General features: G+C 59.8%; 19 protein-coding genes and 1 riboswitch. Of the genes, 11 read left to right on the forward strand and 8 right to left on the reverse strand.

Going from position 1 to position 23440, the window contains the following annotated elements; translation table 11 throughout:
* The first annotated feature begins 74 nt into the window (after positions 1-74).
* Positions 75-1364 (forward strand): O-antigen ligase family protein, encoded by a 1290-nt coding sequence (locus tag N1058_RS14745; RefSeq protein ID WP_265518352.1) that lies wholly within the window; start codon positions 75-77, stop codon positions 1362-1364.
* 4 nt (positions 1365-1368) lie between these two features.
* Here the strand turns inward: N1058_RS14745 and N1058_RS14750 are convergent, their stop codons facing one another.
* From N1058_RS14750 to N1058_RS14760, 3 genes are read right to left on the reverse strand one after another with little or no spacing between them, the layout of a single operon-like run.
* On the reverse strand, positions 1369-2913 hold the full coding sequence (locus N1058_RS14750) for a pectate lyase (protein WP_265518353.1): 1545 nt from the start codon (positions 2911-2913) through the stop codon (positions 1369-1371).
* Complete coding sequence (locus N1058_RS14755; protein ID WP_265518355.1) at positions 2910-3770, reverse strand: ATP-binding protein; 861 nt, start codon at positions 3768-3770, stop codon at positions 2910-2912. Before N1058_RS14755 ends, N1058_RS14750 begins: the two co-directional genes overlap by 4 nt.
* Positions 3771-3796: 26 nt before the next feature.
* Positions 3797-4879 (reverse strand): glycosyltransferase, encoded by a 1083-nt coding sequence (locus tag N1058_RS14760; protein WP_265518356.1) that lies wholly within the window; start codon positions 4877-4879, stop codon positions 3797-3799.
* Between the two features lie 497 nt (positions 4880-5376).
* Between N1058_RS14760 and N1058_RS14765 the strand changes: the two genes are divergently transcribed.
* The 3 genes from N1058_RS14765 to N1058_RS24135 all read left to right on the forward strand — a co-directional run bounded on the left by N1058_RS14765 (position 5377) and on the right by N1058_RS24135 (position 8204).
* The gene (locus N1058_RS14765; protein WP_265518357.1) at positions 5377-6324 is read left to right on the forward strand and encodes a sensor histidine kinase; all 948 of its coding nucleotides are present in this window, start codon (positions 5377-5379) and stop codon (positions 6322-6324) included.
* A gap of 10 nt (positions 6325-6334) precedes the next feature.
* Complete coding sequence (locus tag N1058_RS14770; RefSeq protein WP_265518358.1) at positions 6335-6994, forward strand: response regulator; 660 nt, start codon at positions 6335-6337, stop codon at positions 6992-6994.
* Between the two features lie 76 nt (positions 6995-7070).
* A complete protein-coding gene (locus N1058_RS24135) occupies positions 7071-8204 on the forward strand; it encodes a glycosyltransferase family 4 protein (protein WP_265518359.1) in 1134 nt (377 codons plus the stop codon).
* Here the strand turns inward: N1058_RS24135 and N1058_RS14780 are convergent.
* A complete protein-coding gene (locus tag N1058_RS14780) occupies positions 8122-9747 on the reverse strand; it encodes a hypothetical protein (RefSeq protein ID WP_265518360.1) in 1626 nt (541 codons plus the stop codon). The two genes, N1058_RS24135 and N1058_RS14780, sit on opposite strands and share 83 nt — an antisense overlap.
* 459 nt (positions 9748-10206) lie before the next feature.
* Here N1058_RS14780 and rfbF point away from each other — a divergent pair, with 459 nt between their 5' ends.
* The 7 genes from rfbF to N1058_RS14815 are packed head-to-tail and all read left to right on the forward strand — an operon-like array spanning position 10207 to position 17096.
* The gene (rfbF, locus tag N1058_RS14785) at positions 10207-11049 is read left to right on the forward strand and encodes a glucose-1-phosphate cytidylyltransferase (RefSeq protein ID WP_265518361.1); all 843 of its coding nucleotides are present in this window, start codon (positions 10207-10209) and stop codon (positions 11047-11049) included.
* Positions 11030-12178, forward strand: a complete 1149-nt coding sequence (gene rfbG / locus N1058_RS14790; RefSeq protein WP_265518362.1) for a CDP-glucose 4,6-dehydratase — start codon at positions 11030-11032, stop codon at positions 12176-12178. The genes rfbF and rfbG overlap by 20 nt, the downstream gene beginning before the upstream one ends.
* A complete protein-coding gene (locus N1058_RS14795) occupies positions 12169-13413 on the forward strand; it encodes a DegT/DnrJ/EryC1/StrS family aminotransferase (protein WP_265518363.1) in 1245 nt (414 codons plus the stop codon). Before rfbG ends, N1058_RS14795 begins: the two co-directional genes overlap by 10 nt.
* Positions 13414-13416: 3 nt before the next feature.
* Positions 13417-14664: a class I SAM-dependent methyltransferase gene (locus N1058_RS14800; protein ID WP_265518365.1), complete on the forward strand. Its 1248-nt coding sequence runs from the start codon at positions 13417-13419 to the stop codon at positions 14662-14664.
* Positions 14665-14686: 22 nt separating this feature from the next.
* Entirely contained in the window at positions 14687-15697 is a 1011-nt protein-coding gene (locus N1058_RS14805) for an NAD-dependent epimerase/dehydratase family protein (protein ID WP_265518367.1), read from the forward strand.
* Positions 15698-15705: 8 nt separating this feature from the next.
* Entirely contained in the window at positions 15706-16743 is a 1038-nt protein-coding gene (locus tag N1058_RS14810) for a glycosyltransferase family 2 protein (protein ID WP_265518368.1), read from the forward strand.
* The gene (locus N1058_RS14815) at positions 16689-17096 is read left to right on the forward strand and encodes a GtrA family protein (protein ID WP_265518369.1); all 408 of its coding nucleotides are present in this window, start codon (positions 16689-16691) and stop codon (positions 17094-17096) included. Before N1058_RS14810 ends, N1058_RS14815 begins: the two co-directional genes overlap by 55 nt.
* Before the next feature lie 14 nt (positions 17097-17110).
* Here N1058_RS14815 and N1058_RS14820 read toward each other — a convergent pair whose 3' ends face one another.
* The 4 genes from N1058_RS14820 to N1058_RS14835 form a co-directional block, all read right to left on the reverse strand.
* Positions 17111-18106 (reverse strand): NAD-dependent epimerase/dehydratase family protein, encoded by a 996-nt coding sequence (locus tag N1058_RS14820; protein ID WP_265518370.1) that lies wholly within the window; start codon positions 18104-18106, stop codon positions 17111-17113.
* Positions 18107-18301: 195 nt separating this feature from the next.
* On the reverse strand, positions 18302-19810 hold the full coding sequence (locus N1058_RS14825; protein ID WP_265518371.1) for a SpoVR family protein: 1509 nt from the start codon (positions 19808-19810) through the stop codon (positions 18302-18304).
* Positions 19803-21131, reverse strand: a complete 1329-nt coding sequence (locus tag N1058_RS14830; RefSeq protein ID WP_265518372.1) for a YeaH/YhbH family protein — start codon at positions 21129-21131, stop codon at positions 19803-19805. The genes N1058_RS14825 and N1058_RS14830 overlap by 8 nt, the downstream gene beginning before the upstream one ends.
* A 22-nt stretch (positions 21132-21153) precedes the next feature.
* The gene (locus N1058_RS14835; RefSeq protein ID WP_265518373.1) at positions 21154-23088 is read right to left on the reverse strand and encodes a PrkA family serine protein kinase; all 1935 of its coding nucleotides are present in this window, start codon (positions 23086-23088) and stop codon (positions 21154-21156) included.
* Positions 23089-23305: 217 nt separating this feature from the next.
* Positions 23306-23422: riboswitch (TPP riboswitch) on the forward strand.
* Positions 23423-23440 lie beyond the last annotated feature (18 nt).

Raw genomic sequence — 23440 nt, forward strand, 5'->3', positions numbered from 1 at the left:
TAATTAATTTGACTTAATCTGTTATTGCAGATATCATATGACATATTGCCAAAGAACATCTTGAGCCGGCAATCATGGAGCAGATCCGTCCCTGGCCGCAGACACCGTTGCCGCGGGCGATGCCTGCCCCGGTGTCTGCCGCGCGCAAGCTGGAATTCGCGCTCGCCTGCGCGGTTGTATTCCTCGCGCCCATGAACGTGCTGAAATTGCCAGCGTTCTATTTTACGCTCAGCGACGCTTTCGCTTGTCTCTGCCTCGCCACCATGGCGCTCAACGGAACCATCCGGTTGAAGCCGCTCGGCCCGGGCACGGCTTTCTGGGTCTTCGGTCTTGTGTTGATGATCGGTGCGTTGCTGGCCAGCAGCCTGCTTGCAGGCGCGGTGGACCGCGGACTGATCCTGTCTCTGCAGTACCTGTTCGCCTACTTCCTGCTGCCCATCGTTCTCCTGGCGCGTCCATGGGACCAGACCGGCACTTTGATGAAAGTGTTCGTGGCGTCCATGACGGTTATGGTCATACACGGCATCTATGTCGTCAACATTGTCGGGGAAACAAACACCATCTTCGTCAGCGGCAGCGGTCGGCTGCAGGGATTCGTCGAACGGGAAAACGAATGCGGAGCCTTGCTCGCCCTGACCGCCCCGATGGTGCTGTCTATGACGGCGATGCGGCTGATGAAGACAGTCGTCGCGATACCCGTCCTGATCCTTCTCGGTTACGGCGTCATGTTGACTGGCTCGAATACGGCGCTCTACGGCATGCTGTTCGGATTGGGCGTCTTTAGTCTTTTCACACTCACGCCGAAGAGCATTCTCATCGGAGCGGCCAGCCTTGCCGCCATGTGGAGCTCGCTCGCTATACCGGCAGTTCGGGACGCGCTGCCGGCTGTGTTCAGGAAGCGCGTCCTCATCGGCCTTGAAAGTGGAGACCTCAGCGAGGCCGGTACATTCGCTGACCGGATGATGCTGAACGAAGAAGCGATCCGTCTCGGCGGAGAGGCACTGCTGCTTGGTCATGGTGCCGACCAGTATCGAGAGATCAGCGCGTATGGAAACCCGGTCCATAACCTCTACCTGCTCGTTTGGAATGAGGGAGGTCTTCCGGCGATGATCGGTTTCCTCATCATGCTGTCGGGAGCCGCCATTCCGGTGCTGATGGCACGGCGTCGGCGTGAAGGCCGGCACGCGGCCGTATGCGGCTTCTCCGCCGTCACTCTCTTTGCCATTCTTATCAACGCTGCCCCGCATGTTTACGGACGTTTCTGGGCGGTTCCGGTCCTACTGTCGATCGCTCCGGCCGTCGCTTTTCTCAACTTCGGCCCTCCCAAGCCGCGGCATCCCTCGATCGGAGGGAAGCCGCGCTGAAGACCTAGGTCGGGTCGGCACGGGCGTGGGGCCGGTCATACTGCCGATCAGCGGTGAGCTCCGCCCGCCCCATACCGACGCCGTCACCTGCAAGCTCATGGAGATACTCCTCCAGGTTGGTCCAGCCGTCACTGTCGAGGTCAAGTTGGCCATCGCCGGGATCGCCAGGGGCCAGACCGACCGAGCGCTCCCAGACATCCGCCATTCCGTCACGGTCTGCATCAGGCGGTGGAGGAGCCGAGACAAGCGTGGGCCATCCGCCAACCTTTTCGGGATTGGATTCCAGCAGAGTTCCGGACCGCGTGCGGACTGCGTCGATTATCCTCAAATCGACAGCATCGCGAGCCGGTTGGGTTGCCCCGGCGCCGACGAGCACATCGTCATAGGCCTCGCGCGCTGAACTGGCGCGCACGCCCGGTGTCGTGAACGGTCTGGAAACAACGTAACCGCGCAGATCCTCATCAAGCACCAGGTCCTCGGCCATTCCTGCTTCCAGGCGGTAGGTTTCGTCGATATTTCCGGAGACATGGACTGCGAACTCACCGTCTCCCTCTTCAAAGAGGTGAAGGAGGTGGTCCTCGATCTTTCGGGTCCCGGCGATCTTGTAGTTGCCGATGACGTTTGCCTGGACAGGAGCCAGTCGGTCGCTCAACCCGATCGCGTATTGCCAGACGGGCGAATAAAGGACGTTGTTGACCACCTCCGCAACGGCTCCAGGCTCGCTCATATGAATCTGCGGACTACGAAACTGGCCAAGCGCAAAAAGATTGTGGTGTATGCTGAGGTTGCCGCCCCTTGTCATCAGCATGTTGCGCGCGCGGTTGCGCTTGCCGGGCCCGCCGTCGAGCAACGGCTCGGATATGATGCTCCACTGGACCGTGACGTTGGTGGCATCTTGTGAATCAATGGTTTCGTCCGATCCCCAGCTTGCCGAAATGTGGTCGACGATGATGTCCCTCGCATCCTTGCCGTAAAAGCCAAGAGCGCCTGAGCAGCAGGCTTTTTCCTTATGTGGCCCGGGACGCAGGCGGACATGCCGGATAATGACGTCATGGGCCAGCACCTCCAGGGAAGGTCGCAATTGCAGCGGCCCGTTACGGATGGCAATCCCCCCGCCGGGTGCGGTCTCTCCCGCGATCGTCAGATACGGGTTGCGAACCACCAGCGACTGCTCCTCCAGCGTGATGGTGCCGCTAACGCGAAATACGCATGTTCGCGGGCCCGCCCCATCGATACAGGCCCGCAGTGTGCCTTCGCCCTTTTCCTCAAGACTGGTAACGAAGATCACCTTCCCGCCGCGCCCACCCTTGGCGGCAGCGCCGAAGCCTTCGGCGGTCGGAAAAGCCCGCTGCCTGCCATCCGGCAATCTGGGAGCAAGATGGGCAACCCCGTTCGTCGCGCCTGTGGAAATACCGAAGGCGCGCTCGGCCAACTGCGAGAGCCCGGCCATCGAGAGGTCGACAGTATAGAAAATGAAACTCGAAAGAAGGCCGAACCCGGCGACCGCGGCCAGAATTTTAGCGTAGAAAGGACCGCCCTTTGCGCTCATCGCCGGCGTCCTCCGTAAGCGGTGTGGCCAAGAATCAACGACTCGATTTCAGAGCCCTCGCCTATCCGCATTCGCACCGCGACCTGTCCGCGTTCCTGAAGTTCGAACAAGGAGCCATGATGGTGCTGCCCGTGGGTCCGTACCACCAGCAGCAGGCTGCCGGGTCCACGGCAGTAAGAAAGAATATTTGCGATCGCGGTACGGATTTGACCAGTCCGGAAATAGCCCAGATTGAGAATGTTGGCCGCGCGGACGAGATCGAATTGCCCGGTGAATTCCGGCGTCGCCACCAGTATGTCGTTCTCGACGAGCCTGATATTCCGGTCGGCGAGCGCACGACATTGCATCCGCACGGGGATGCTGCGCCCTTCTGCGATCTTCCGGTACAGCCGGCTGCGCAGCACTGCGCGCCCAACGAGCAGCGGTACGAAGGTCAGAGTGAAATAGTCCAACCGTCGTATCCAGGCGCGCAGGGGTCGGCTGGCCAGCTCGTATTGCAGTGGCCATCCCTCATCGTCCGCCAACACATGCAGTCGCGGTGAGACTTCAACAAGATGGGCCTCGATAAACAGATCGGTACCGATCACGCGGGGCGAGCCGCCTTCAGCCTGCAGGAAATCCGCCAGTTCGACCGTAGTCAGACCGCTCGAAGTTCCAACATCGAGCACCTGGCGAATGCTGCCGGCCCGTTCTCGAATGATCGGCCTTATCCCCTCTTCGACCGCAGCAAAACGCGACGGCCGCGTTAGTTTGAAAGTGCCGTTTCGCATTCTGAGGCTGGAAAAGAACGCGCATTCCGCCTCCGGATCCACGCCCCCCTCGTCGGAAAAGTAACGTCTGGCTGTCAACATCACCATTTGCGAACTCTCATACCCCGGTGTGGCTAGGCAGCAAGGCCAAGAAACGTATCGTAACGATGTGAAACCGCCGCCAGCGAGAAGTACTTCCCCACCCGGTGCCGAGCAGCCTCCGACCTGGCGGCATACGCTTCGCGACTGAGCCCGAGCATGTTATCCATTCCCTCGGCGAGAGCCTTCGGATTGCCTGGAGGAACCACTTCACCCGTCTCGCCGACCACCATCGCCGCATCACCCACATCGGTCGTAACCACCGGCTTGCCATAGCTCATCGCCTCGGCAACGACGTTGGGGAAGCCTTCTGTACGAGACGACAGGACCAGAAGATCGATCGCCCGGTAGAAGCTGTCCATGTCGTCGGTTTCGCCCATCAGCACGATGGAACTGGCTGGAAGTCCTGAAGCAGCCATCATTTTGCGGATCGCGGCATTGCTTTCGTGGAGCCCGGCACCAACAGCCATGAACCGAACGTCCGGCCGCTTTTGCGATATAATGGCCGCTGCTCGAAAAAAGGTTTCATGGTCCTTTTGCGGGTGGAGGCGTGCCGCGATACCCACAATCTTTGGCGATCGTCCAACCGGTGGCAGTTGCGCGACAGCGTCGAAGCCGTTTGGGATAACGCTCACATTGCGGTTGGCAAACCCATATTGGCGGTGCTGTTCGAGGGCACGTGAAGAATTGTAGATAATGCCGGCCGGCAGATGCGACAGATAGCGTGCCGCGGCCAAGGCGGCGCGCGTGCTGCGGGAAAGAACATCAGGATCGTCGAGCGACTGGCGGACGTTCCAGAAGACCGGCACCGGTCGACGCGACAGCTTTTGCGCCAGCACACCCGCAATCATCGCGTGATACATCCAGCACACGATCACGCGCGGCTGTTCGCGGACGATTAGATGCGCCAGGTCGCCGAGACCTGTTACGGCCCTTCCGATCGAGCCTATCCTGAGCGCTTCACAGCGTGCCCCTTCCCCAGCGAGAAGGCGATTGCGTTCCGACACCTCGAACAGCGATGCCACGAGCGTACCTTCGGCAGAGACTCGCAACAGCCTCGACAGCATCGTCTCCGCTCCGGCATTCGCCTCGTAATTCGTGATGATATGCATATTCATTCGTATGCGCCCCGAATTCGGTGATGCGCACGAGACAAATACGGCAGACTGGACGCCCATATCGTCGAAGGAGTTACCCGTCTTCGTTCACCCCGCACAACGCCCTCGCCATCCCGTTCGCCCGAGCGCAGCCTGGACAAGATAACCCGAGCCACCGGCGCTTAGGAGGATTAAAAACCTGACGAGACCGCACAGACCCTACAGGGGTGGCGTTGTCTCTACGGATGCAAGGCGGCCTGTCATGGCCCCCAAGGGAGCGGCAGGCAGCTCAAAACGCGGATATTTCGAAAAAAACCCGAAGAAAACCGCAAACCCGGAGAAACCTCGACGAAATTATTCAAGTATTAAAGCGACGTGTACTTCCAAATGGCGTGGCACTCCGATCTGCGGTACCCATTATTGCCTACCATCCGTCGCCTAATAGGCAATGGCAGTCATCAGGCCACAGGTGTAGTTTTCCTGACAGCTAGGGCACTGCGACCGGAGGGGCAGAAACCATGCGTCATTCCCCTAGAACATGCGCCGACAAATCTCGCCCGAACGGCGCAGATTCCGAAGAATTCGTCAGGCAATTCCAGTTGGCACAAGGCAAAAGCCGGACCTGCTCGCCGGCCGACTCGAAACTCGGCGGCGGAACGCAGGTCAAGGATTCTTGCAATCGGCAAGAAAAGGATCTCAGCCAATCTGGGGATATGGGCAGGATGCTTGGCGCCGCGGACGCGGAAAAGCCCCGTCAGGCCAACCCGGTCGGATTTCGAGACGGGCTCTCAACTCATTCCGACCGGCATGCCGCCGTTCGGCGTGCCATCGAGCAGGAACGCCTTCGCATCGCACGCGACATCCATGATCATGCAGGGCAACAGCTCGTAGGCATGATGCTTCGCCTTGCGGCCATGGAGTATCGCTTTGCAGACCCCTCCTTGCGCTCTTCACTTGTCGAACTTCGCTCCATCCTCGCGCAGTTCGGAGAAGAGCTCAAAGCAATCGCGGCGGGTGAACGCTGCGGAGTGCCCCAGGGCAACGAACTCATTCCTGCACTCGAAAAACTCCTCCGAGATTGGGAGCACGAAACAGGGATCCGCATTGTTTTCAAATGTAAGGTGGAAAGCGGCGCCGAACCGAGCGATGCCACGGCGGAGGTGGCATACCGGGTCGTTCAGGAAGCGCTGACCAATGTCGCCAAGCATGCTCGGGGCGCGTCACGGGTAGAGGTCGGACTCCGCCTGGGCGCCTATTCACTTCACTTACGTATCGAAGATGACGGACCCAGCCCACGGGTGATGCCGACAATGGGACGCCGAAGCGCCAGAGGACCCAACGGCATCGCGGGAATGTGTGAGCGCTTGGCTGAAGTCGGAGGAGAATTGGAAATCCGCCGTCTTCCACGGAGGGGTACGGGCCTGCACGTCAATATCCCTATCGGGAAGGCACAAACTACGCATTAGGGGGGCTATGATGGCCGCAGAACCAATTCGCACCTTCCTCGTCGACGACCATCCGGTGGTTCTTGCCGGCGCGCGCGCCCTGATCGACGCATCGCCAGACATCGTTTCCGTCGGAGAGGCCCGCACCGGAAAAGAAGCCACCACTCTTATCGAAGAGATCGAACCGGATGTCGTCATCATGGACGTGTCACTTCCCGACATCAACGGTCTGGTTCTTGCCGAGCAGCTTCTCAACAATGGGTGCCAGTCACACATTGTCATGATGACCCTTTATGAAGAGCGTACCTACGTCCAACAGGCGCTTCGGGTTGGCGTGAAGGGCTTTGTCCAGAAACGGTCTGCAGGACAGAACCTCCTCCTCGCCATACGCTCGGCGATGCTGGGCGGGCTCTTTCTCGATCCGCCGACCACATACGAAATGACGTCGTCGACGGAGCAGAGTTTGGCGCTGTCGAAATCCGGAGACAATCTGGGGCTCACCGCGCGCGAACAGGAAGTGCTGCGCATGGTGGCGCTGGGATACGCGAACAAGGAGATCGCCTGGCAGACCAAGGTCAGCGTCAAATCGATCGAAACATACAAGGCGCGCGCCGCCGAAAAGCTGAACCTGCACTCCCGGGCGCAGATCGTCCGCTTCGCGATAACGCATGGCTGGATGAACGTCGCTTAGGCCAGCGCCGGCAGCAGCCGCCTTTGATTTCCGGCCAGGCAGACCAGAGGCCGAAGATAAATACAACGGGGTCTTCGTGAAGATCGCATTCGTCCTATCGGGTCTCACCGCCGGCGGCACGGAAAAGATCGTGAACCTGCTTGCGCACCACCGCAGCGACCAGGGTGATGCGGTTAGCGTCCTCGCCATCAATGCCCCGGACACGCAGTCCTATTTCCCCTATGCGCCTCAGATCGGGATCGAGATCCTGCGCGGGCGACGGACCGGCTCTCTTGCGGCGGCGGGGCTGCAAGTGCTGCGGCTTCGCCGGAGCCTGCGGACCCTCGATCCCGACCTCGTGATAACGTTCCTGACGAAGGTCAATGCCCTGGTGGGCCTGGCCACGCTCGGACTTGGGACACCCGTCGTAATGTCCGAGCGCAACAATTTCCTCCTGCAAAGCAAGAATCCCCTCTGGCGCTTGATAGAGCCGATCGCCGTGCGCAAAGCCACCTGCCTTGTCATGCAAACCGAAGACGCCCGTGCAGCCCTACCTGCAGCACTGAGGCCCCAGGCGGTGGTGATACCCAATCCAGTCATCCTCCCGCAGGCACTCCCCCGCGTTCTTGACGAGAAAATCAGGGTAGTGGCGGCGGGACGGCTGGACAAGCAGAAGGGGTTCGACCTCCTGCTTGAGGCTTTCCGGCTGGTTGCAGATGACTTTGCAGCCACCACTTTGACCATCTTCGGCGAAGGACCGGAGCGAGAGTCGCTCGAGCGGCGGGCGCGCGATCTCGGGTTGTGCGGGCGCGTGAGCATGCCCGGCGTGACGCCTTCTCCGGCTGGGTGGATTTCCATGGGGGATATCTTCGTTCTGAGTTCGCGCTTTGAGGGTTTCCCCAACGTCCTGTTGGAGGCGCTGGCGGGCGGGATGCCCACCATCGCATTCGACTGCCCGTGGGGACCTTCGGACATTCTGAAGAATGAAGCGGGGATGCTCGTCCCGCGCGGCGACATCGCCCAACTGGGCAACGCGATACGCTGGCTTGTCGCGGACGCAGCTCTCAGGCGCAAACTGGCGATCGCCGGTCCCGCCGTCGCTGCGCGGTATTCCACGGCCAACGTGCTGGCACAATGGGATGCTGTGATTACTCGGGCAACGCGCTTGCGCCCGGTCGCTCCCCTTGCACCCGGCGGACATACAGAACGCCACTACCGTATCGGTTCGTGATACCGATATCCTCGACCCGGGCATACCCGTTGCGCTCGGCATAGGCCAACAACGACGCTTCGAGATCGGCATCGAAGCCCAGAAGCAGCGCCGCCGGCGGGTCGGCATCGAGAATCTGCCCGACTGTCGTGGGCGAGGTCATACGATAGAACCGGGCGAGTTCGGGCGGCGTAATGTCGGCGGTGCGATAGGCGAAGGGGCCGGTCGCCAGTTCGGGATAGACCTCGAGACCGCCTTCCAGCGGATAAAGGGGCAACAGCGTGGCCACCTTTCCCTCGACGCCGGCTTCGTCAAGAAGCTGCGCGATGGCCACACCGCTTTTGTGAACGCGACTTACGAGCCAGTGTTCCGGATGAACGGCCACACCCATGAATTGGGAAAGTCGCGGAACGCCGATCGCCAGCACGACGATCGTCGCAGCGACAATCGCGGGCAACGCCTGTTTCCGCGCATCAGGATCGAGCCCGGCAAACAGCACCGCCAACGCCAGCGGCAGACATATAAGCGGTGGGGCAAAATATTGCGGAAATGCTGGCGTAGGGACGAAGCTCAAGAAGGCGCTGAATGCGACCGCCGCAAAAATGACGATGAGGGGGCGGAGAGGCAGTTGCCAGCCGGGACGCCCAAGCGCCCTTCTCCACTGCACGCCTGTAAGGGCCAAGGCCAGGATGACCGCAAGCGAGACGGCAATAGCGCTGCTCAGCCAGATGTCGTAGGCAAGCAGCAATTTTTCTGCCAGCGATATCGCTGCGCCCTCGCCTCCACCCTGCCAATAGCGGACATGCGGCCCCGTGTGATAGCCCACCACATGGGCGAGAAACCGTGCCGAGTCCGAGACGAGATAGAACAGAATGGGCAGCCCGCCGACCAGCCCACCCACCGCCAAAGGCAGAACGACCCGCTTGACGCGTTGCCGGAATCTCAACGGGTACGGGAGGAACAAGGCCGCGAGGACGACCGGCGGAATGAACGCCACCGCACTGATCTTCAGCACCGTTGCGATCGACAGGAAAAGTCCTGCCAAGCCTATCACAACAGGCTGTGCACGGTCGTGACGCATACCCAGTATGAAGAGGCCGATACCAAGGAACGAGAATGGCAGTGGCAGCAGATTGTTCGTCGCCGTCATTCCGGTCTCTGTGAGGAACAAAGGGTTGAGAAGGGATAGGACCACGATGCACCAGCTGACCAGGCGCGAGCGCGTCAAGGCAAAGCTGACCAATCCGATCGCCGCAGCGAAGATGAGCCACCCCAGCAGAACACCGAGGCGGCCGTTCAGCAACAGGTAATCGGATCCGGTGATTTGCCGAATGGCATAGAACCACCAGGCGGAACCCGGAACGTGGTTATAGAAGAAATCTTCGTAAAGCCTGTGCTCATCCAGCAGGCGCACGGGTGGAACATAAAGCTCTTCGTCGCGCCGCAGATCATAATTCATAATCCGAATGGCAAGAGAAACGACCAGATAAGCGGAAATCGTCGCTAGCACGCCAGTCAGCAGCGCCGAACTCGTCTCGTCTCTATGCTTGACCGGCTTATGCACGGCGGTACCTCAAATCCTGTAACCATGGGGCGGTCCGGTCGGACCACTGTCGAAAGCCGCCCCATATTATCGGACCGGCGCAGCCCGATATGTGGACGCCGGCCATACCAACAACAATCCGCCTTCCGAGTAGCCGCAAGGTGTTCGAAAATCAGTCGGCGCTAACCCTGACAGGTAGACAGGGCTTTACCTGACGACTGCATTCCTTGCGGATTTTCATGACATCACCTAGACTTTCCCAACATGAGACGCGCAATAATCGAAAGACTTCAAAATCATACAATAGAATTTCTATGACAGATATACCACTTTTTACTTAAGAATTACCACGAGCGCGAATGGCTTGGGGGCGGATAGAAATATGGCATCAGTCACGCCCGTTTTAGTCATGCCCTCTTGAACAAGGGCAAACCGAGTTGGCGCCTGACTTTCATTCAGGCAGACACATGCGAGGCCGTCATGAAAGTGGTACTTCTGGCAGGAGGTCTCGGCTCTCGACTGGCCGAGGAGACGCACCGGATCCCGAAGCCGATGGTGGAAGTCGGTGGCCGCCCGATCATCCTGCATGTCATGGATATCTACAGTCATTGGGGCTTCCGCGATTTCGTCGTAGCGGGCGGCTACAAATGCATGCTGATCAAGAGCTTCTTTCACAATTTCCACCTGTCCACCGCGGACTTCACGGTAGCGCTCGGAAATGGCTCGATGATCCTGAGGCCGACCCGACCACTGGATTGGAACGTCTCGGTTGTTGATACCGGTGTTCCGACCATGACCGGCGGCCGCCTGTTGAATCTCCGCAACTGGCTCGACCGCGACACGTTTATGGTCACCTATTCCGATGGCCTGGGCAATATCGACCTGGAAGCGCTTCTGAATTTCCACCGTTCACACGGTCGATTGGCGACGGTGACGGCCGTGCAGCCGCCCGCGCGCTTCGGAAATCTGGAAATCGAGGGCGGACAGGTCGTCCAGTTCACCGAAAAGGTCCGCAAGCACGAGACCTGGATCAATGGCGGCTTCTTCGTCTTCGAGCCCGGTGTTCTCGACTACATCCCAGGTCCGAGCGAACCGCTCGAGAAGTCGCCACTGACGAATCTGGCCTTGGATGGCGAGCTCTTTGCCTACAAGCACAGAGGTTTTTGGCATCCGATGGATACGGTTCGCGATCGCGACGTCCTGGATGGGCTGTGCGAAACCGGCGAGCCTCCATGGCTGCAATTCGAGAATGGCGATGCTTCGCAGCCGCACACTCCAACCCCGATGCTCGAGATTGCCGGCAATGAACGCAACTCTGGGTGAAATCCGCCTCATGGAAGCGTTCCGGGGCCGCCGTGTGCTCGTTACCGGTCACACCGGCTTCAAGGGTGGCTGGCTGTCTCTTTGGCTAAGGCGCCTCGGCGCAACTGTCGTGGGGGTCGCACTGCCGCCGACAACGCCATCCTTCTGCACCGCCGTCGGCATCGAAGATCTTGTCGACAGCCGCATCGGCGATATCCGCACGGAAGACGGTTTGCGCGAGGCTATCGGCGGGCTCGATTTCGACCTTGTCATTCACATGGCCGCCCAGGCGATCGTGCGCACCTCCTACGAAGCGCCTGTCGATACCTATTTGACCAACGCCGTGGGCACCGCCGTGGTCCTGGAAACGGCACGCCGGATGCCGTCGCTGCGAGGCATAATCGTCGTCACGAGCGACAAGTGCTACGAAAACCGGGAATGGATGTGGCCTTATCGCGAGAACGACCCGATGGGGGGCCGGGACCCCTACAGCTCTTCCAAAGGTTGTGCGGAACTGATTGCCGCCGCCTACCGCGCCTCCTTCTTCAATATTATCGGCGGCCCTCAGCTTGCGACGGTGCGCGCGGGCAATGTGATCGGCGGGGGAGATTGGGGCGTCGACCGGCTGGTTGCCGACCTCGCTCGCTCGGCAAGCACCGGCGTACCCACGCGTATTCGCAACCCGGCCAATATACGACCCTGGCAACATGTTCTCGAGCCCATCCGCGGCTATCTGATGCTTGGCGCCCGCCTCCTCAATGACGGTCACCGCGTCGCGGACGCATGGAACTTCGGCCCCGATGCCGATGCCGACGTCAATGTCGGCACACTCGCCAGCCTGGTCGTCACGAAATGGCGGGGAGAGTGCCCCCGCTATGTGGTGGACCGTCAGGAAGACGAACCGCCGGAATCGGTCGTGCTACGGCTGGACAGCACGAAATCGCGGGTTGGGCTTGGCTGGAAGCCTTTGCTGCGCCTTGATGACGCGGTCGCGATGACCGTCGAATGGTATCGCACATTCAATCAGGAACCGTCTCGGATACGAGCGTTCTCACATCAACAGATCAACGATTATGCCGCGCGTTGGACCATGACCGATGAAGGACAGCCCGCGCAAGGTGATCGCAAGGAGGCCGCCGCATGCGCGTGAATTATGGCCAATCCGTCCACGGCGAGGACGAAATCGCCGCTGTCTTGGAGGTCCTGCGTTCCTCTACCCAGATGGGTGAACGGGTGCGGCAGATGGAGCAGCGCGTCGCCACACTCTTCTCCAAACGGCACGGCATTATGGTGAACTCTGGATCCTCCGCGAATTATCTAGCGATCGAACTGCTCGACCTTCCGCCTGGTGCAGAGGTGATCACGCCTGCCCTCACTTTCGCAACGACCGTCGCTCCGATCGTGCGGAAGGGCCTCGTCCCAGTCTTCGTCGATGCAGCCGAAGGCACCTACAACATCGATGTCAACGCTATCGAGCGTGCCATCTCACCCAGAACACGGGCGGTGATGATCCCCTCGCTGATTGGGAACCTGCCTGATTGGGACCGCATCAGCTCCATCGCGAAAGCACATAAGCTCATCGTCATCGAGGACAGCGCAGACACTCTCGGCGCCACGATCGATGGCATCAGTACTGGAACCCACTCAGACATCAGCACGACCAGTTTCTACGGCTCACATGTGATCACGGCCGCCGGCAATGGCGGCATGCTTTGCGTCAATGACGATGTTCTCGCCCGCCGCGCGCTGCTCCTGCGTTCATGGGGGCGGACTTCCTCGCTTTTCGTTGAATCCGAGACGATCGAGAACCGCTTCAATGTTAAGCTTGATGACTTTGAATATGATGCCAAATTCGTGTTCGAGGAAATGGGATTCAACATCGAACCGTCGGAATTGGGCGCGGCATTCGGGCTGGTTCAACTCAACCGGCTGGAGCAGAACATAGCGGCGCGTGAGCGCAATTTCGCGGCCCAGTATGCATTCTTTAAAGCCTATGAAGACTGGTTTGTACTTCCCCGACAGCTACCGGGATCGCGCACCGGCTGGCTTGCCTTTCCTCTGACAGTCAGGCGCGAGGCGCCCTTCAGCCGGCGCGAGATGCAAATATTCCTTGAAACGAAAAACATTCAGACGCGCCCTGTCTTCACCGGAAACATCCTGCGTCAACCCGCCATGGTCAATGTCGAGCACCGGGTAGAGGCGAGTGGCTATCCGGTGGCCGACGACGTGATGCGCGGAGGAGTATTGCTCGCCTGCCATCACGGCCTCACGGCCGAACAACTGGATTATGTCCATGAATGCTTCCGCGAATTCACGAAACGCTTCTCAACCACGCATCCGGTAGCAGGGGTGGCTCCTGTCCGCCCGGCTCAAATGGGAGTTTGACGAATGGCTTTGCTCACACGGTGCCGCGCCTGCCTTGCCTCCAAGCCGTATCTCTTCCTGCCAATGGGTGATCACCCACCGGCCAACGGCTTCGTGCGCGCCGAAGACATCGCAAAGGATCATCCCGCCGATCCGCTGAACTCCCAGGTGTGCCTGGGGTGCGGGCTGATACAGGTGGCCGATCAAGTTCCGGATGGGTTTTTCGAGCACTACCTTTACATGCCCTCTAGCGCGACGAGCATGCACGGTCATTTCGCGGAGCTCGCCGAGATATTGAAGCAGCAAGCCGGCACCGGGTTGATCGTTGATATCGGCTGCAATGACGGCCTGTTGCTTTCCGCCTGCAATACACTTGGCGGCACCACCCTTGGCGTGGACCCTGCCGCCAATCTGGCCGAAATCGCCCGGTCGCGCGGTGTCGAGGTAGAGGTCGGATACTTCTCCGCCGCCGCAGCACAAGGACTGGCAGACAAGCACGGCCGCGCAAAAGCGATCGTCACGACAAACACCTTCAACCACATAGGCGACCTCCACGATTTCATGAGAGGGGTCGCCCACTGGCTCGCCGATGACGGCGTCTTCGTCATTGAGGTCCCTTGGGCGAAGGACCTTCTGGAGAAGAATGAGTTCGACACGATCTATCACGAACATGTCTCGGAATTCAGCCTTCTGTCGCTGGTCAAACTCGGCGCGTTGTTCGACCTGACGGTTGTCGACGTACACCGCCTCGGCGTGCACGGCGGGTCGATGCGGGTCTTCCTGAAGCGGGCTGCCATCGTCGAAGCGGTCGTCGCAGAGATGTTGACCGAGGAGCGGGAGGCCGGAATGTGTTCCATGGCCACCTATCAGGCTTTTTCCGACCGGATCGAGAGCGTTCGGGATGACCTGACGACCATGTTGGCGGATATGAAGGCTCAGGGGCTGCGGATTGCCGGCTATGGCGCGCCTGCTAAAGGCAACACCCTTTTGAATTTCTTCAAGATCGGTCCTGAAACACTCGACTATCTCGTTGATCGCAACCCGCTCAAGCAGGGGCTTTATTCCCCTGGAATGAAGATCCCGATCCGCCCGCCCGAAGCATTGGTAGAAGACAGGCCCGATGTACTCCTTGTTCTGGCGTGGAACTTCTTCCGCGAAATCCGTGAGCAGCAGAGCGCGTTCGAGGCAGGAGGCGGACTGTTTCTCGTGCCTTTGCCAAGCCCGGTCCTGATCCCGGACCGCACGAGCATTCGCTCGAAGCCTGCAGCGTAGCCCATTCGGATGAGGTGAAGGCGTGCACCGAAGGCTGCGGATATTGATCACCGGTGGGGCCGGATTTGTCGGCTCCCATCTGGCCGGTGCCTATCTTGAGAAGGGGCACGAGGTCCATGCGGTGGTTCGTGAGCCTTCACGCCAGGGCCGGCTGCGGCGCTTGGGGCGCGAGATCGTTCTACATCATTTCGATCTGCGGTCCGATCTGGAACTGAAGCGCTGCATTCGGGATGTTGCCCCCCATGTGATCTATCATCTGGCGGCATCTCCGCGACGTCGCGAAGACACGAAGTTTAGGGACGTCACGGATTACCTCAGTGAAGACGTTCAAATCCTGATCAATCTCTTGAGTGCCGCCGCCAATAGCGGCTTCCCGCCATCTGCCGTGGTCAGGACCGGATCGCTCGCGGAGTACGGATTGGCGCCTAGCCCCTATCGTGAGGATATGCGTGAACAGCCAATCACGGTTTATGCTGCCAGCCTCGTTGCCGCCACCCATCTTGTCGGCGCTTTGCAGCGACGGCTTCCCTTCCCCGTCGCCACCGCCCGCCTTGCCCTGGTCTACGGCCCGACACAATCGACCGAGTATTTTGTGCCGTGGCTGATCCAAGGCTGCCTGGCCGGTGCGCGTTCAATCGTTCGTCGCCCTGATGATCGTCGAGATCTGATCCATGTCGACGACGCCGTCTCGGCGCTGATGCAGATGGGGACGGTATCCCTGCCCAGGGCCGCCATCATCAACATCGCAACGGGCGCTGCGCCGAGCATGCGCGAGGTGGCGCGCCAGATCATCGGGACAACGGGCGCCGATCCTGGCCTCGTCGAATATGGCGACGGCAATCCGCCGCATGGCGCATCCGACCTGCGGGGCGCACCCGGTCTCGCCCGCCAGTTGCTCGGATGGAGTGCCCGTATCCCGTTGGAGGAAGGCATTTCCCGCTTGATCGCGTGGCACCGCGACGGCGCTGTCCGCGCTGTAGATCGGAGCCCCGCGCCTGGCGCTCGCGAGCACAACAGCATGGGAGCAGGATGATGGTCGCTATGTTGCCGTTGACGGTCTCCGTTCTGGTGCCTGTCTTCAACGAGGAAGCCAATGTCCGGCGCGCATATGCGGCGATCACGAACACCTTCCAAGATCTGCCGGATTACGACTGCGAGATCATCTTCACCGATAATCATTCCACGGACGGCACATTTGAAATCCTGAAGGAGATATGCAGGTGTGACCGACGTGTTCGGGTTATCCGATTCAGCCGCAACGTCGGGTATCAGCGCTCGCTGCTGACCGCTTACAAGGCGGCGCGCGGTGCCTGCTCGGTTCAAATCGACTGCGACCTCCAGGATCCGCCGCAGCTCATCCCCCAAATGCTGACCCGGTGGCGGCAAGGCCATCAGGTCGTCTATGGCATCCGGCGTTCACTCACTGACAATCGGTTGACGGCGCTCGCGCGGCGCATCTTCTACCGGTGTATCAACGCGCTCAGCGAGGACGAGCTGCCGCTCAATGCCGGCGAATTCCGGCTGGTCGACCGGCGCATCCTGGATGAACTCCGCCATGTCGACGACACCTCGCCCTACCTGCGCGGCCTCATCAGTTCCATGGGCTTTTCGCAGGTCGGGTTCGAGTATGACCGGCAGGCCCGTGTGGCCGGTGAGAGCAAGTTCCCCCTCAGGGCCATGCTGTCGCTTGCGGTCGACGGCATCCTCAACCACTCGCTGATCCCGCTCAGGCTCGCTTCGATGGCGAGCCTCGTGGTCGGAACGGCAACCCTCCTGCTCCTCTTCGGCTATTTGGTCGGCAAGCTTCTGTTCGGACAGAACTGGCCGGCCGGTTTCGCCACCACGACAGCACTGCTGCTGCTTTCCATAACGCTCAATGCGATGTTCCTGGGGATCATCGGCGAGTATATCGGGCGGATTTTCATGCAGTCGAAACGGCGGCCGGTACCAATCGTGGAGGCAATGCTGAACGACAGGACCGGCCCCACGGAAGAGCCCCCATTGCCCGCATCGGAATCGATACAATGCCTGGACCGCGCAGCTTCAACCGGATCGAGAGCATCGAGCGTAGCATCGTAACGACAGCGCGCTTTGCCACCGTGGGTGCGATCACCACCACATTGGACGTAGCTCTTTTTACAGGGCTCATCCTCATGTCGATCGCGCCGACACTTGCCAATGTCCTTTCCTATTCCACCGGAATCCTGGTCAGCTATCAGCTCAACCGTTCATGGACCTTTCGCGCCGGCGGGAGTTATGTGCAGGCGGCAAAGTTCGTCATATCGACTTTGGCAGGCCTCCTGCTCTCTACGGTGCTTATCGCTTTTCTCGTGACCTTGATCCCTGCGCCCGCGGCAAAAATCGTGAGCGTGCCGATCGTCTTCGTCTGGAATTATGCTGTGGCTCGCCTGTGGGTGTTTCAGGTCGAGTGAAGGGCGGTGGGGTTTCAGGCCACCGCGGAGGCCTTGCCTTGGGTATAGCCCGCATAATCCCGATACCAGCCGACGAACTCCTCAAGTCCATCTGACAGGCTGGTGGATGGCTGGAAGCCGTAGTCGGCCTGCATGCCATCGATGTCGGCATAGGTCGAGACGACATCCCCCGGCTGCATCGATTCGTAGCGGATAGTCGCGGAGCGTCCCGTGTAGCGCTCGATGAGTCTGACCAGTTCGATAAGCTTCGAGGGACGGTTGTTGCCGATATTATAGACACGGTGGGGGTTTTCGCCCGGAAGGAAGACGGGGGATGTAACCGTCGAGACGACTCCCGACACGATGTCGTCCACATGCGTGAAATCACGCATCATGTTGCCGTTGTTGAACATCCGGATCGGACGTCCTTCGAGCACCGCCTTGGTGAAGATCCAGTAGGCCATGTCCGGTCGCCCCCAGGTGCCGTACACGGTGAAGAAGCGCAGCCCGATCTGCCTCAAGCCGAAGAGGCTCGCATAGGCTTCACTCATCAATTCGTCGCTTCGCTTGGTCGCGGCATACAGGGACTTTGGACTGTCGACGCGATCCGCTTCGCGGAAGGGCACCTTCTTGTTATCCCCATAGACGGAACTCGACGAGGCATAGACGAGATGTCTCAGACCTTCCCAATGCCGGCAGGCTTCAAGAACGGACAGGTGCCCGATCACGTTGGACCTCGCATAGGCGAAGGGATTTTCAAGTGAATAGCGGACGCCGGCCTGAGCGGCCAGATGAACGACAACGTCCGGGCGCTCCGCCTCGACCAGGGCGCTGAGCGCCTCCGTATCAGCGACATCCATCTCCTTGAAGCGGGCGCGCTCGCCCAGGACATTCAAGCGCCCTTGCTTCAATGAAACGGGATAGTAGTCGTTGAGATTGTCGATTCCGACGACCTCGTCACCGCGCGCGGCCAATCTCAACGCGGTATGGAATCCGATAAAGCCGGCTATGCCTGTTACGAGCACTTTCACGACTTGCACCCTTTTGCAGCAGGTCGGAGGTGATCTCCGTTTCGGGCCGTTTCCGGCGCGCCACCGGAAAATACATCGGGTGAGCAAAGGGTGACGGTCAGGTTTTCCCCGTCGCAAGGAGAGTTTTATCGTTAAGGAGACCGCGGCTGTGGCGATGGATGCCGGGGGACAAACCACCGGCCATTCCTCCCCTTTTCAGCGCGCCGGTTCCACCTCCTGGAGTTCGACCTTGTATCCCCAGAGCCGCTCGACATGCTTGAGCGTCGCCTCCCTGCTGGCGCTGGCCAGCGGAACGCCGTCGCGTCGCTCTGCCCGCAAGTGCAGGCAACGATCCCCCAGAAGGTCGGCATCGACGATCTGAATGTCCGGCTCCAAGGTGGATATGTCGTGGTTACCGGCCAGCGTGTCCCGCAGATGCCGATAGCCACGCGCGTCATGTATGCCGGTCACGGTGTAATAGGGATCGTCGGCATTGTCGGACAGCGCGAACATTCGGAACCTGCGCATCACCGTGGGACTGAGGAACTGCTGGATGAAGCTTTCGTCGCGATAGTTCGCCCAGGCATGCTTCAGCACGTTTCGCCAGTCGCCCTTGCCCGCGATATCGGGAAACCATTCGCGGTCCTCCTCGCTCGGTTCATCGCAGACGCGGCGTATGTCCTGCATCATGGCAAAGCCCAGCGCATATGGATTGATGCCGCCGAAACGGGGATCGTCGAAATCCGGCTGGGTCAGCACGTTGGTGTGGTTGTGGAGAATCTCCAGCATGGCGCCGTCGGTCAGCCGGCCGTCGGCGTGCAGGGCGTTTAAGATATGGTAGTGAACGAAGCAGGCACAGCCCTCGTTCATGACCTTGGTCTGCTTCTGCGGATAGAAATATTGGCCGACATTGCGGACGATCCTGAGGATTTCGCGCTGCCAAGACTTGAGAATGGGGCTGTAGTGCTCGAGGAAATAGAGCAGGTTCTCCTCCGGTAGCCGCATTTCCCGTTTGCGCTCCAGCATCGCAGCGTCTCTCTCCCGCTCCTCGCCGGGGCTGTTCGGGATCGTATTCCACAGATAGTAGACGTTCTCCTCCGCCGCTGCGCGCCGTTTCTCACGCTGCTCCTCCGCTTCCCGCAGGGAGGGCTGTCGCGGGCGGCGATGTTGAAAGACGCCGGACGGCATCAGCGCGTGGGCGGCGTCGAGCACCTTCTCGACCTCGTCCATTCCGTGCTGTTCTTCGCAGCGGGCGATATAGCGGCGGGCATAGTCCAGATAGTCGAGTATGCCCTCCGCGTCGGTCCATTGCTTGAACAAATGGTTGGACTTGAAGAAGTGATTATGCCCGAACGCCGCGTGGGCCATCACCAGGGCCTGGAGCGGCATCGTGTTTTCTTCCAGACAGTAGCTGATGCACGGATCGGAATTGATGACGATCTCGTAGGCGAGCCCGCGCGCTCCCTTGCGGTAGAGCCGCTCATGATGGAGAAAATGCTTGCCGAAGGACCAATGGCGATACATGAGCGGCATGCCGATGGAGGAATAGGCGTCGAGCATCTGTTCCGACGAGATGATCTCGATCTGATTAGAATAGATATCCAGCCCCAGGTCTTGCCGGGCCACCTGTTCGATCGCGTCGTATGTCCGCCGCAGCGCATCGAAGTCCCAGTCGACCTGCTCGAACACCGGAGCGGATTTAGACTGCGCGGCGCCCTTAACCATGTTTCTCTCCGGCTCCGGCATGGCTTCGCGCGAAGAGTTCGCGAAAGACGGGATAGATATCGGACGCCTTGGCGACGCGCTTCCTGGCAAAATTGGGCCAGATTTCGCTCACCTGGCGATAGGCTTGCCACAGTTCCATGCCGCTCGCCTCGCTATTGATCAGCCGGGCTTCCTCCTCGTCGACGATCTCGATATAGGCGAAATACTGGCAGATCTTCATCAGCTCCTGCGACAGAATCGTCGCGCATTTCGGAGAATCGCCGCCGAAATTCTCGCCGTCAGATGCCTGTGCGGCATAGATGTTCCATTCCGACGGCGGATAGCGTTCGTCGATTATCTCCTTCATCTTGACAAGGGCGGAACTGACTACGGTGCCACCCGTCTGGGGTGAGTAGAAAAAGGTTTCCTCGTCCACCTCGCTCGCATCGTGGGTATGACGGATGAAGACGATATCCGTCTTTTCGTAACGGCGGCTCAAGAACAGGTGCAAGAGCACAAAAAAACGCTTGGCCAGATCCTTCTCCCGCTCTCCCATCGAGGCCGACACGTCCATGAGACAGAACATCACCGCGGCTGCGTTCGGCTCGGGCTGCTGTTCGAAGTGGCTGTAGCGAACATCGAGCGGATCGATATAGGCGATCACCTTGCGCCGCCGCATGATCTCGTCGCGCTCCGCCCGCAGGGCAGACAGTTCGGCGCGCTGCTCCTTCGTCGGGGAAGAGATGAGCTCCAGCAGGAAAATCCTGCGCAGAAGCTCCCGCGCCTCATCATCCTTAGGGCGCTTCAACCCGATTCTTCGACCGACCGCGTTTTGCATCGTGCGCGACACATTGATGTTTGCCGGCGATCCGGTGGTGGAGTATCCGGCGCGGCGCGGATGCGTCCTTGTAATCTCCTTCAGGCTCCGCTTGACCAGATCCGGCAGTTCGAGATCGTCGAAAAAGAGGTCGAGAAACTCCTCGCGCGACAGCACGAACAGAAAGTCGTCCTCGCCTTCTCCATCCGGGGAGCCACGCCGCCCGCCGCCGCCCGCTCCCCCGCCCAGCGGCTTCTTGACCCTGTCGCCCGCCTGAAAGGTCTTGTTGCCTGTAAAGACTCGCTCGCGCCGGCCGCCTTCCTGCGCCTGTCGAAAGCTGGGCTCGGTAACACCGTCCGTGGGAACGGAGACGCTTTCGCCGCGGTCGACGTCGGCAATGCCGCGTCTGCGCACCGCTTCGTCCACGGCCTTTTTCACCTGGCTGCGCACCCGCTTGAGAAAGCGGCGTCGATTGCCCAGGCTCTTGTCTTTCGGATTCAGGCGGCGGTCGACGAAATGGGCCATCGCGTTCTGCCTCCTGAAGGGATCATCCTGCCTTGTTCACGCGCATGTACCACTCGACCAGCCGCCGCACCTGACGCCTCGTGTAACCGTGTCCCGTCATGCGTTCGACGAACTCATGGTGCTTGGCGTCGGTCTTCTTGTCTCGCTTGGCGCCGAAGCTGATCACCGGCAACAACTCCTCGACTTGGCCGAACATGCGCTTTTCGATGACCTGGCGCAGCTTTTCATATCGGCGCCAATCGGGGTTGCGGCCATGGTTCTCGGCGCGGGCGCGCAGCACGAACTTCACCACTTCGTTACGGAAGTCCTTCGGATTGCCTACGCCAGCCGGCTTCTCGATCTTTTCGAGTTCCTTTTCCAGAACCTCGCGGTCGAAGATCTGTCCGGTGTCGGGATCTTTATAATCTTGTTCCTCGATCCAAGCATCGGCATAGGCGATGTACCGGTCGAACAGGTTTTGGCCGTAGTCGGCATAGGATTCCAGATAGGCCTTCTGGATTTCGTTGCCGATGAACTCGGCGTAGCGCGGCGCAAGCTCCGTCTTGAGGAAATCGAGATACCGGCTTTCAGTCTCCTGGTCGAACTGCTCGCGCTTGACCGCCTGCTCGAGCACATACAGAAGGTGCACCGGATCGGCGGCGATCTCCTCGGTGTCGTGGTTGAAGGTTTCCGACAGGATCTTGAAGCCGAAGCGGGTGGAGATGCCGGTCATGCCTTCATCAACACCGGCGGCATCGCGATATTCCTGCAACGATTTCGCCTTCGGGTCGGCATCCTTCAGCGTTTCGCCGTCATAGACCCTGAGTTTGGAATAAAGCGTCGAATTCTCGTGCTCGTGCAGCCTGGTCAATACGCTGAAGCGCGCCAGAAGCGGCAATGTCTCAGGCGCGCAGGGCGCCTCCGCTAGCGCACTCTCATTCAGGAGCTTTCCGTAGATTTCAGCCTCCTCGGTGGCACGCAGGCAATAGGGGACCTTCACGACGCTGATGCGGTCGAGAAAGGCTTCGTTGTTCTTGTTGTTCTTGAACTGGTGCCATTCGGACTCGTTCGAATGCGCAAGAATGAGCCCTTGGTAGGGAAACGCGCCGATGTTCTCCGTGCCGACATAAGAGCCCTCCTGGGTCGCCGTCAGCAGCGGATGCAGCACCTTGATCGGCGCCTTGAACATCTCCACAAATTCCATCAGGCCCTGGGTCGTGCGATTGAGCGCGCCGGAGTAGCTATAGGCATCGGGGTCGTTCTGACTGAAATGCTCCAGCTTGCGAATGTCGAGCTTGCCGACCAGGGAGGAGACATCCTGGTTGTTCTCATCGCCCGGCTCGGTCTTGGTTACACCGATCTGGCGCAGCCGTGAGGGATAGAGCTTGACTATGGTGAACTTCGAGATATCGCCGTCGAACTCGTCGAGACGCTTGGCCGCCCACGGCGAAATCAGGCTCGTTAGGAGCCGTCTTGGAACATTGTACTTTTCCTCGAGGAGGTCGCCCATTCGATCCGGATTGAACAGGCCGAGCGGGGATTCGAAGACCGGGCTGATCTGGTCGCCCGCCTTGAGCGCGTAGATCGGCTCCTGCTCCATCAACTGCTTGAGAATTTCGGCTATGGTCGACTTGCCGCCGCCCACCGGTCCCAGCAGGTAGAGAATCTGCTTGCGCTCCTCAAGCCCCTGGCTGGCATGCCGGAAGAAGCCGACGATACGCTCGATCGTCGCCTCCATTCCGTAAAGGCGGCTAAAGGGGGCATACCGCTTGATCGTTCGATTCATGAATATTCGACCCAGGCGCTGGTCCTGGCTCGTATCGATCATCTCCGGCTCTCCGATCGCCGCCATCATCCGCTCCGCCGCCGTTGCGCGCATGAGTGGGTCGTCCCTGCATCCCAGCAGGTAATCCTGGATCGAAAGCTCCTCCAGGTTTCTGTGCCGGTAGTCCTCGGCGAACCGTGTATAGATCTCCATCTTTCGACACCCGTCTCTAGAGCCAATTCCGCAGAAGCAGCTTTTGTCTCCTAAGATGGGGTGTGAATTTGCTGTGGCAATTCAAACTTTCACTTCTCGCGGATTTTTGTTCGTCCGTAGTGGATAATGCCACATGTTTTTCGCGAATACCCCGTCGAACCATCCCAAGATGCTCGATCCGGTCTTGACATGGACAGGAGCCTAACCCCATCCTCACACCATCACCAGGGGGGTCCCGACAAGGGGCTGAGATACTGCTGGCGCGAATGCAGCGCAGTGACCCGTTGAACCTGATCCAGTTCATACTGGCGTAGGGATGGTGCGAAGGTCCTTGCGGCATCGCTTCGACGGA

Origin of the sequence: Nitratireductor luteus (genome assembly GCF_026162365.1) — a bacterium.
Lineage (GTDB): Bacteria > Pseudomonadota > Alphaproteobacteria > Rhizobiales > Rhizobiaceae > Chelativorans > Chelativorans luteus.

Bases quoted from the DNA above. Each gene is read 5' to 3' on its own strand.
- N1058_RS14745 (WP_265518352.1), top strand. From the start codon at position 75: ATGGAGCAGATCCGTCCCTGGCCGCAGACACCGTTGCCGCGGGCGATG.
- N1058_RS14750 (WP_265518353.1), bottom strand. From the start codon at position 2,913: ATGAGCGCAAAGGGCGGTCCTTTCTACGCTAAAATTCTGGCCGCGGTC.
- N1058_RS14755 (WP_265518355.1), bottom strand. From the start codon at position 3,770: ATGGTGATGTTGACAGCCAGACGTTACTTTTCCGACGAGGGGGGCGTG.
- N1058_RS14760 (WP_265518356.1), bottom strand. From the start codon at position 4,879: ATGAATATGCATATCATCACGAATTACGAGGCGAATGCCGGAGCGGAG.
- N1058_RS14765 (WP_265518357.1), top strand. From the start codon at position 5,377: ATGCGTCATTCCCCTAGAACATGCGCCGACAAATCTCGCCCGAACGGC.
- N1058_RS14770 (WP_265518358.1), top strand. From the start codon at position 6,335: ATGGCCGCAGAACCAATTCGCACCTTCCTCGTCGACGACCATCCGGTG.
- rfbF (WP_265518361.1), top strand. From the start codon at position 10,207: ATGAAAGTGGTACTTCTGGCAGGAGGTCTCGGCTCTCGACTGGCCGAG.
- rfbG (WP_265518362.1), top strand. From the start codon at position 11,030: ATGAACGCAACTCTGGGTGAAATCCGCCTCATGGAAGCGTTCCGGGGC.
- N1058_RS14795 (WP_265518363.1), top strand. From the start codon at position 12,169: ATGCGCGTGAATTATGGCCAATCCGTCCACGGCGAGGACGAAATCGCC.
- N1058_RS14800 (WP_265518365.1), top strand. From the start codon at position 13,417: ATGGCTTTGCTCACACGGTGCCGCGCCTGCCTTGCCTCCAAGCCGTAT.
- N1058_RS14810 (WP_265518368.1), top strand. From the start codon at position 15,706: ATGTTGCCGTTGACGGTCTCCGTTCTGGTGCCTGTCTTCAACGAGGAA.
- N1058_RS14815 (WP_265518369.1), top strand. From the start codon at position 16,689: ATGCCTGGACCGCGCAGCTTCAACCGGATCGAGAGCATCGAGCGTAGC.
- N1058_RS14825 (WP_265518371.1), bottom strand. From the start codon at position 19,810: ATGGTTAAGGGCGCCGCGCAGTCTAAATCCGCTCCGGTGTTCGAGCAG.
- N1058_RS14830 (WP_265518372.1), bottom strand. From the start codon at position 21,131: ATGGCCCATTTCGTCGACCGCCGCCTGAATCCGAAAGACAAGAGCCTG.
- N1058_RS14835 (WP_265518373.1), bottom strand. From the start codon at position 23,088: ATGGAGATCTATACACGGTTCGCCGAGGACTACCGGCACAGAAACCTG.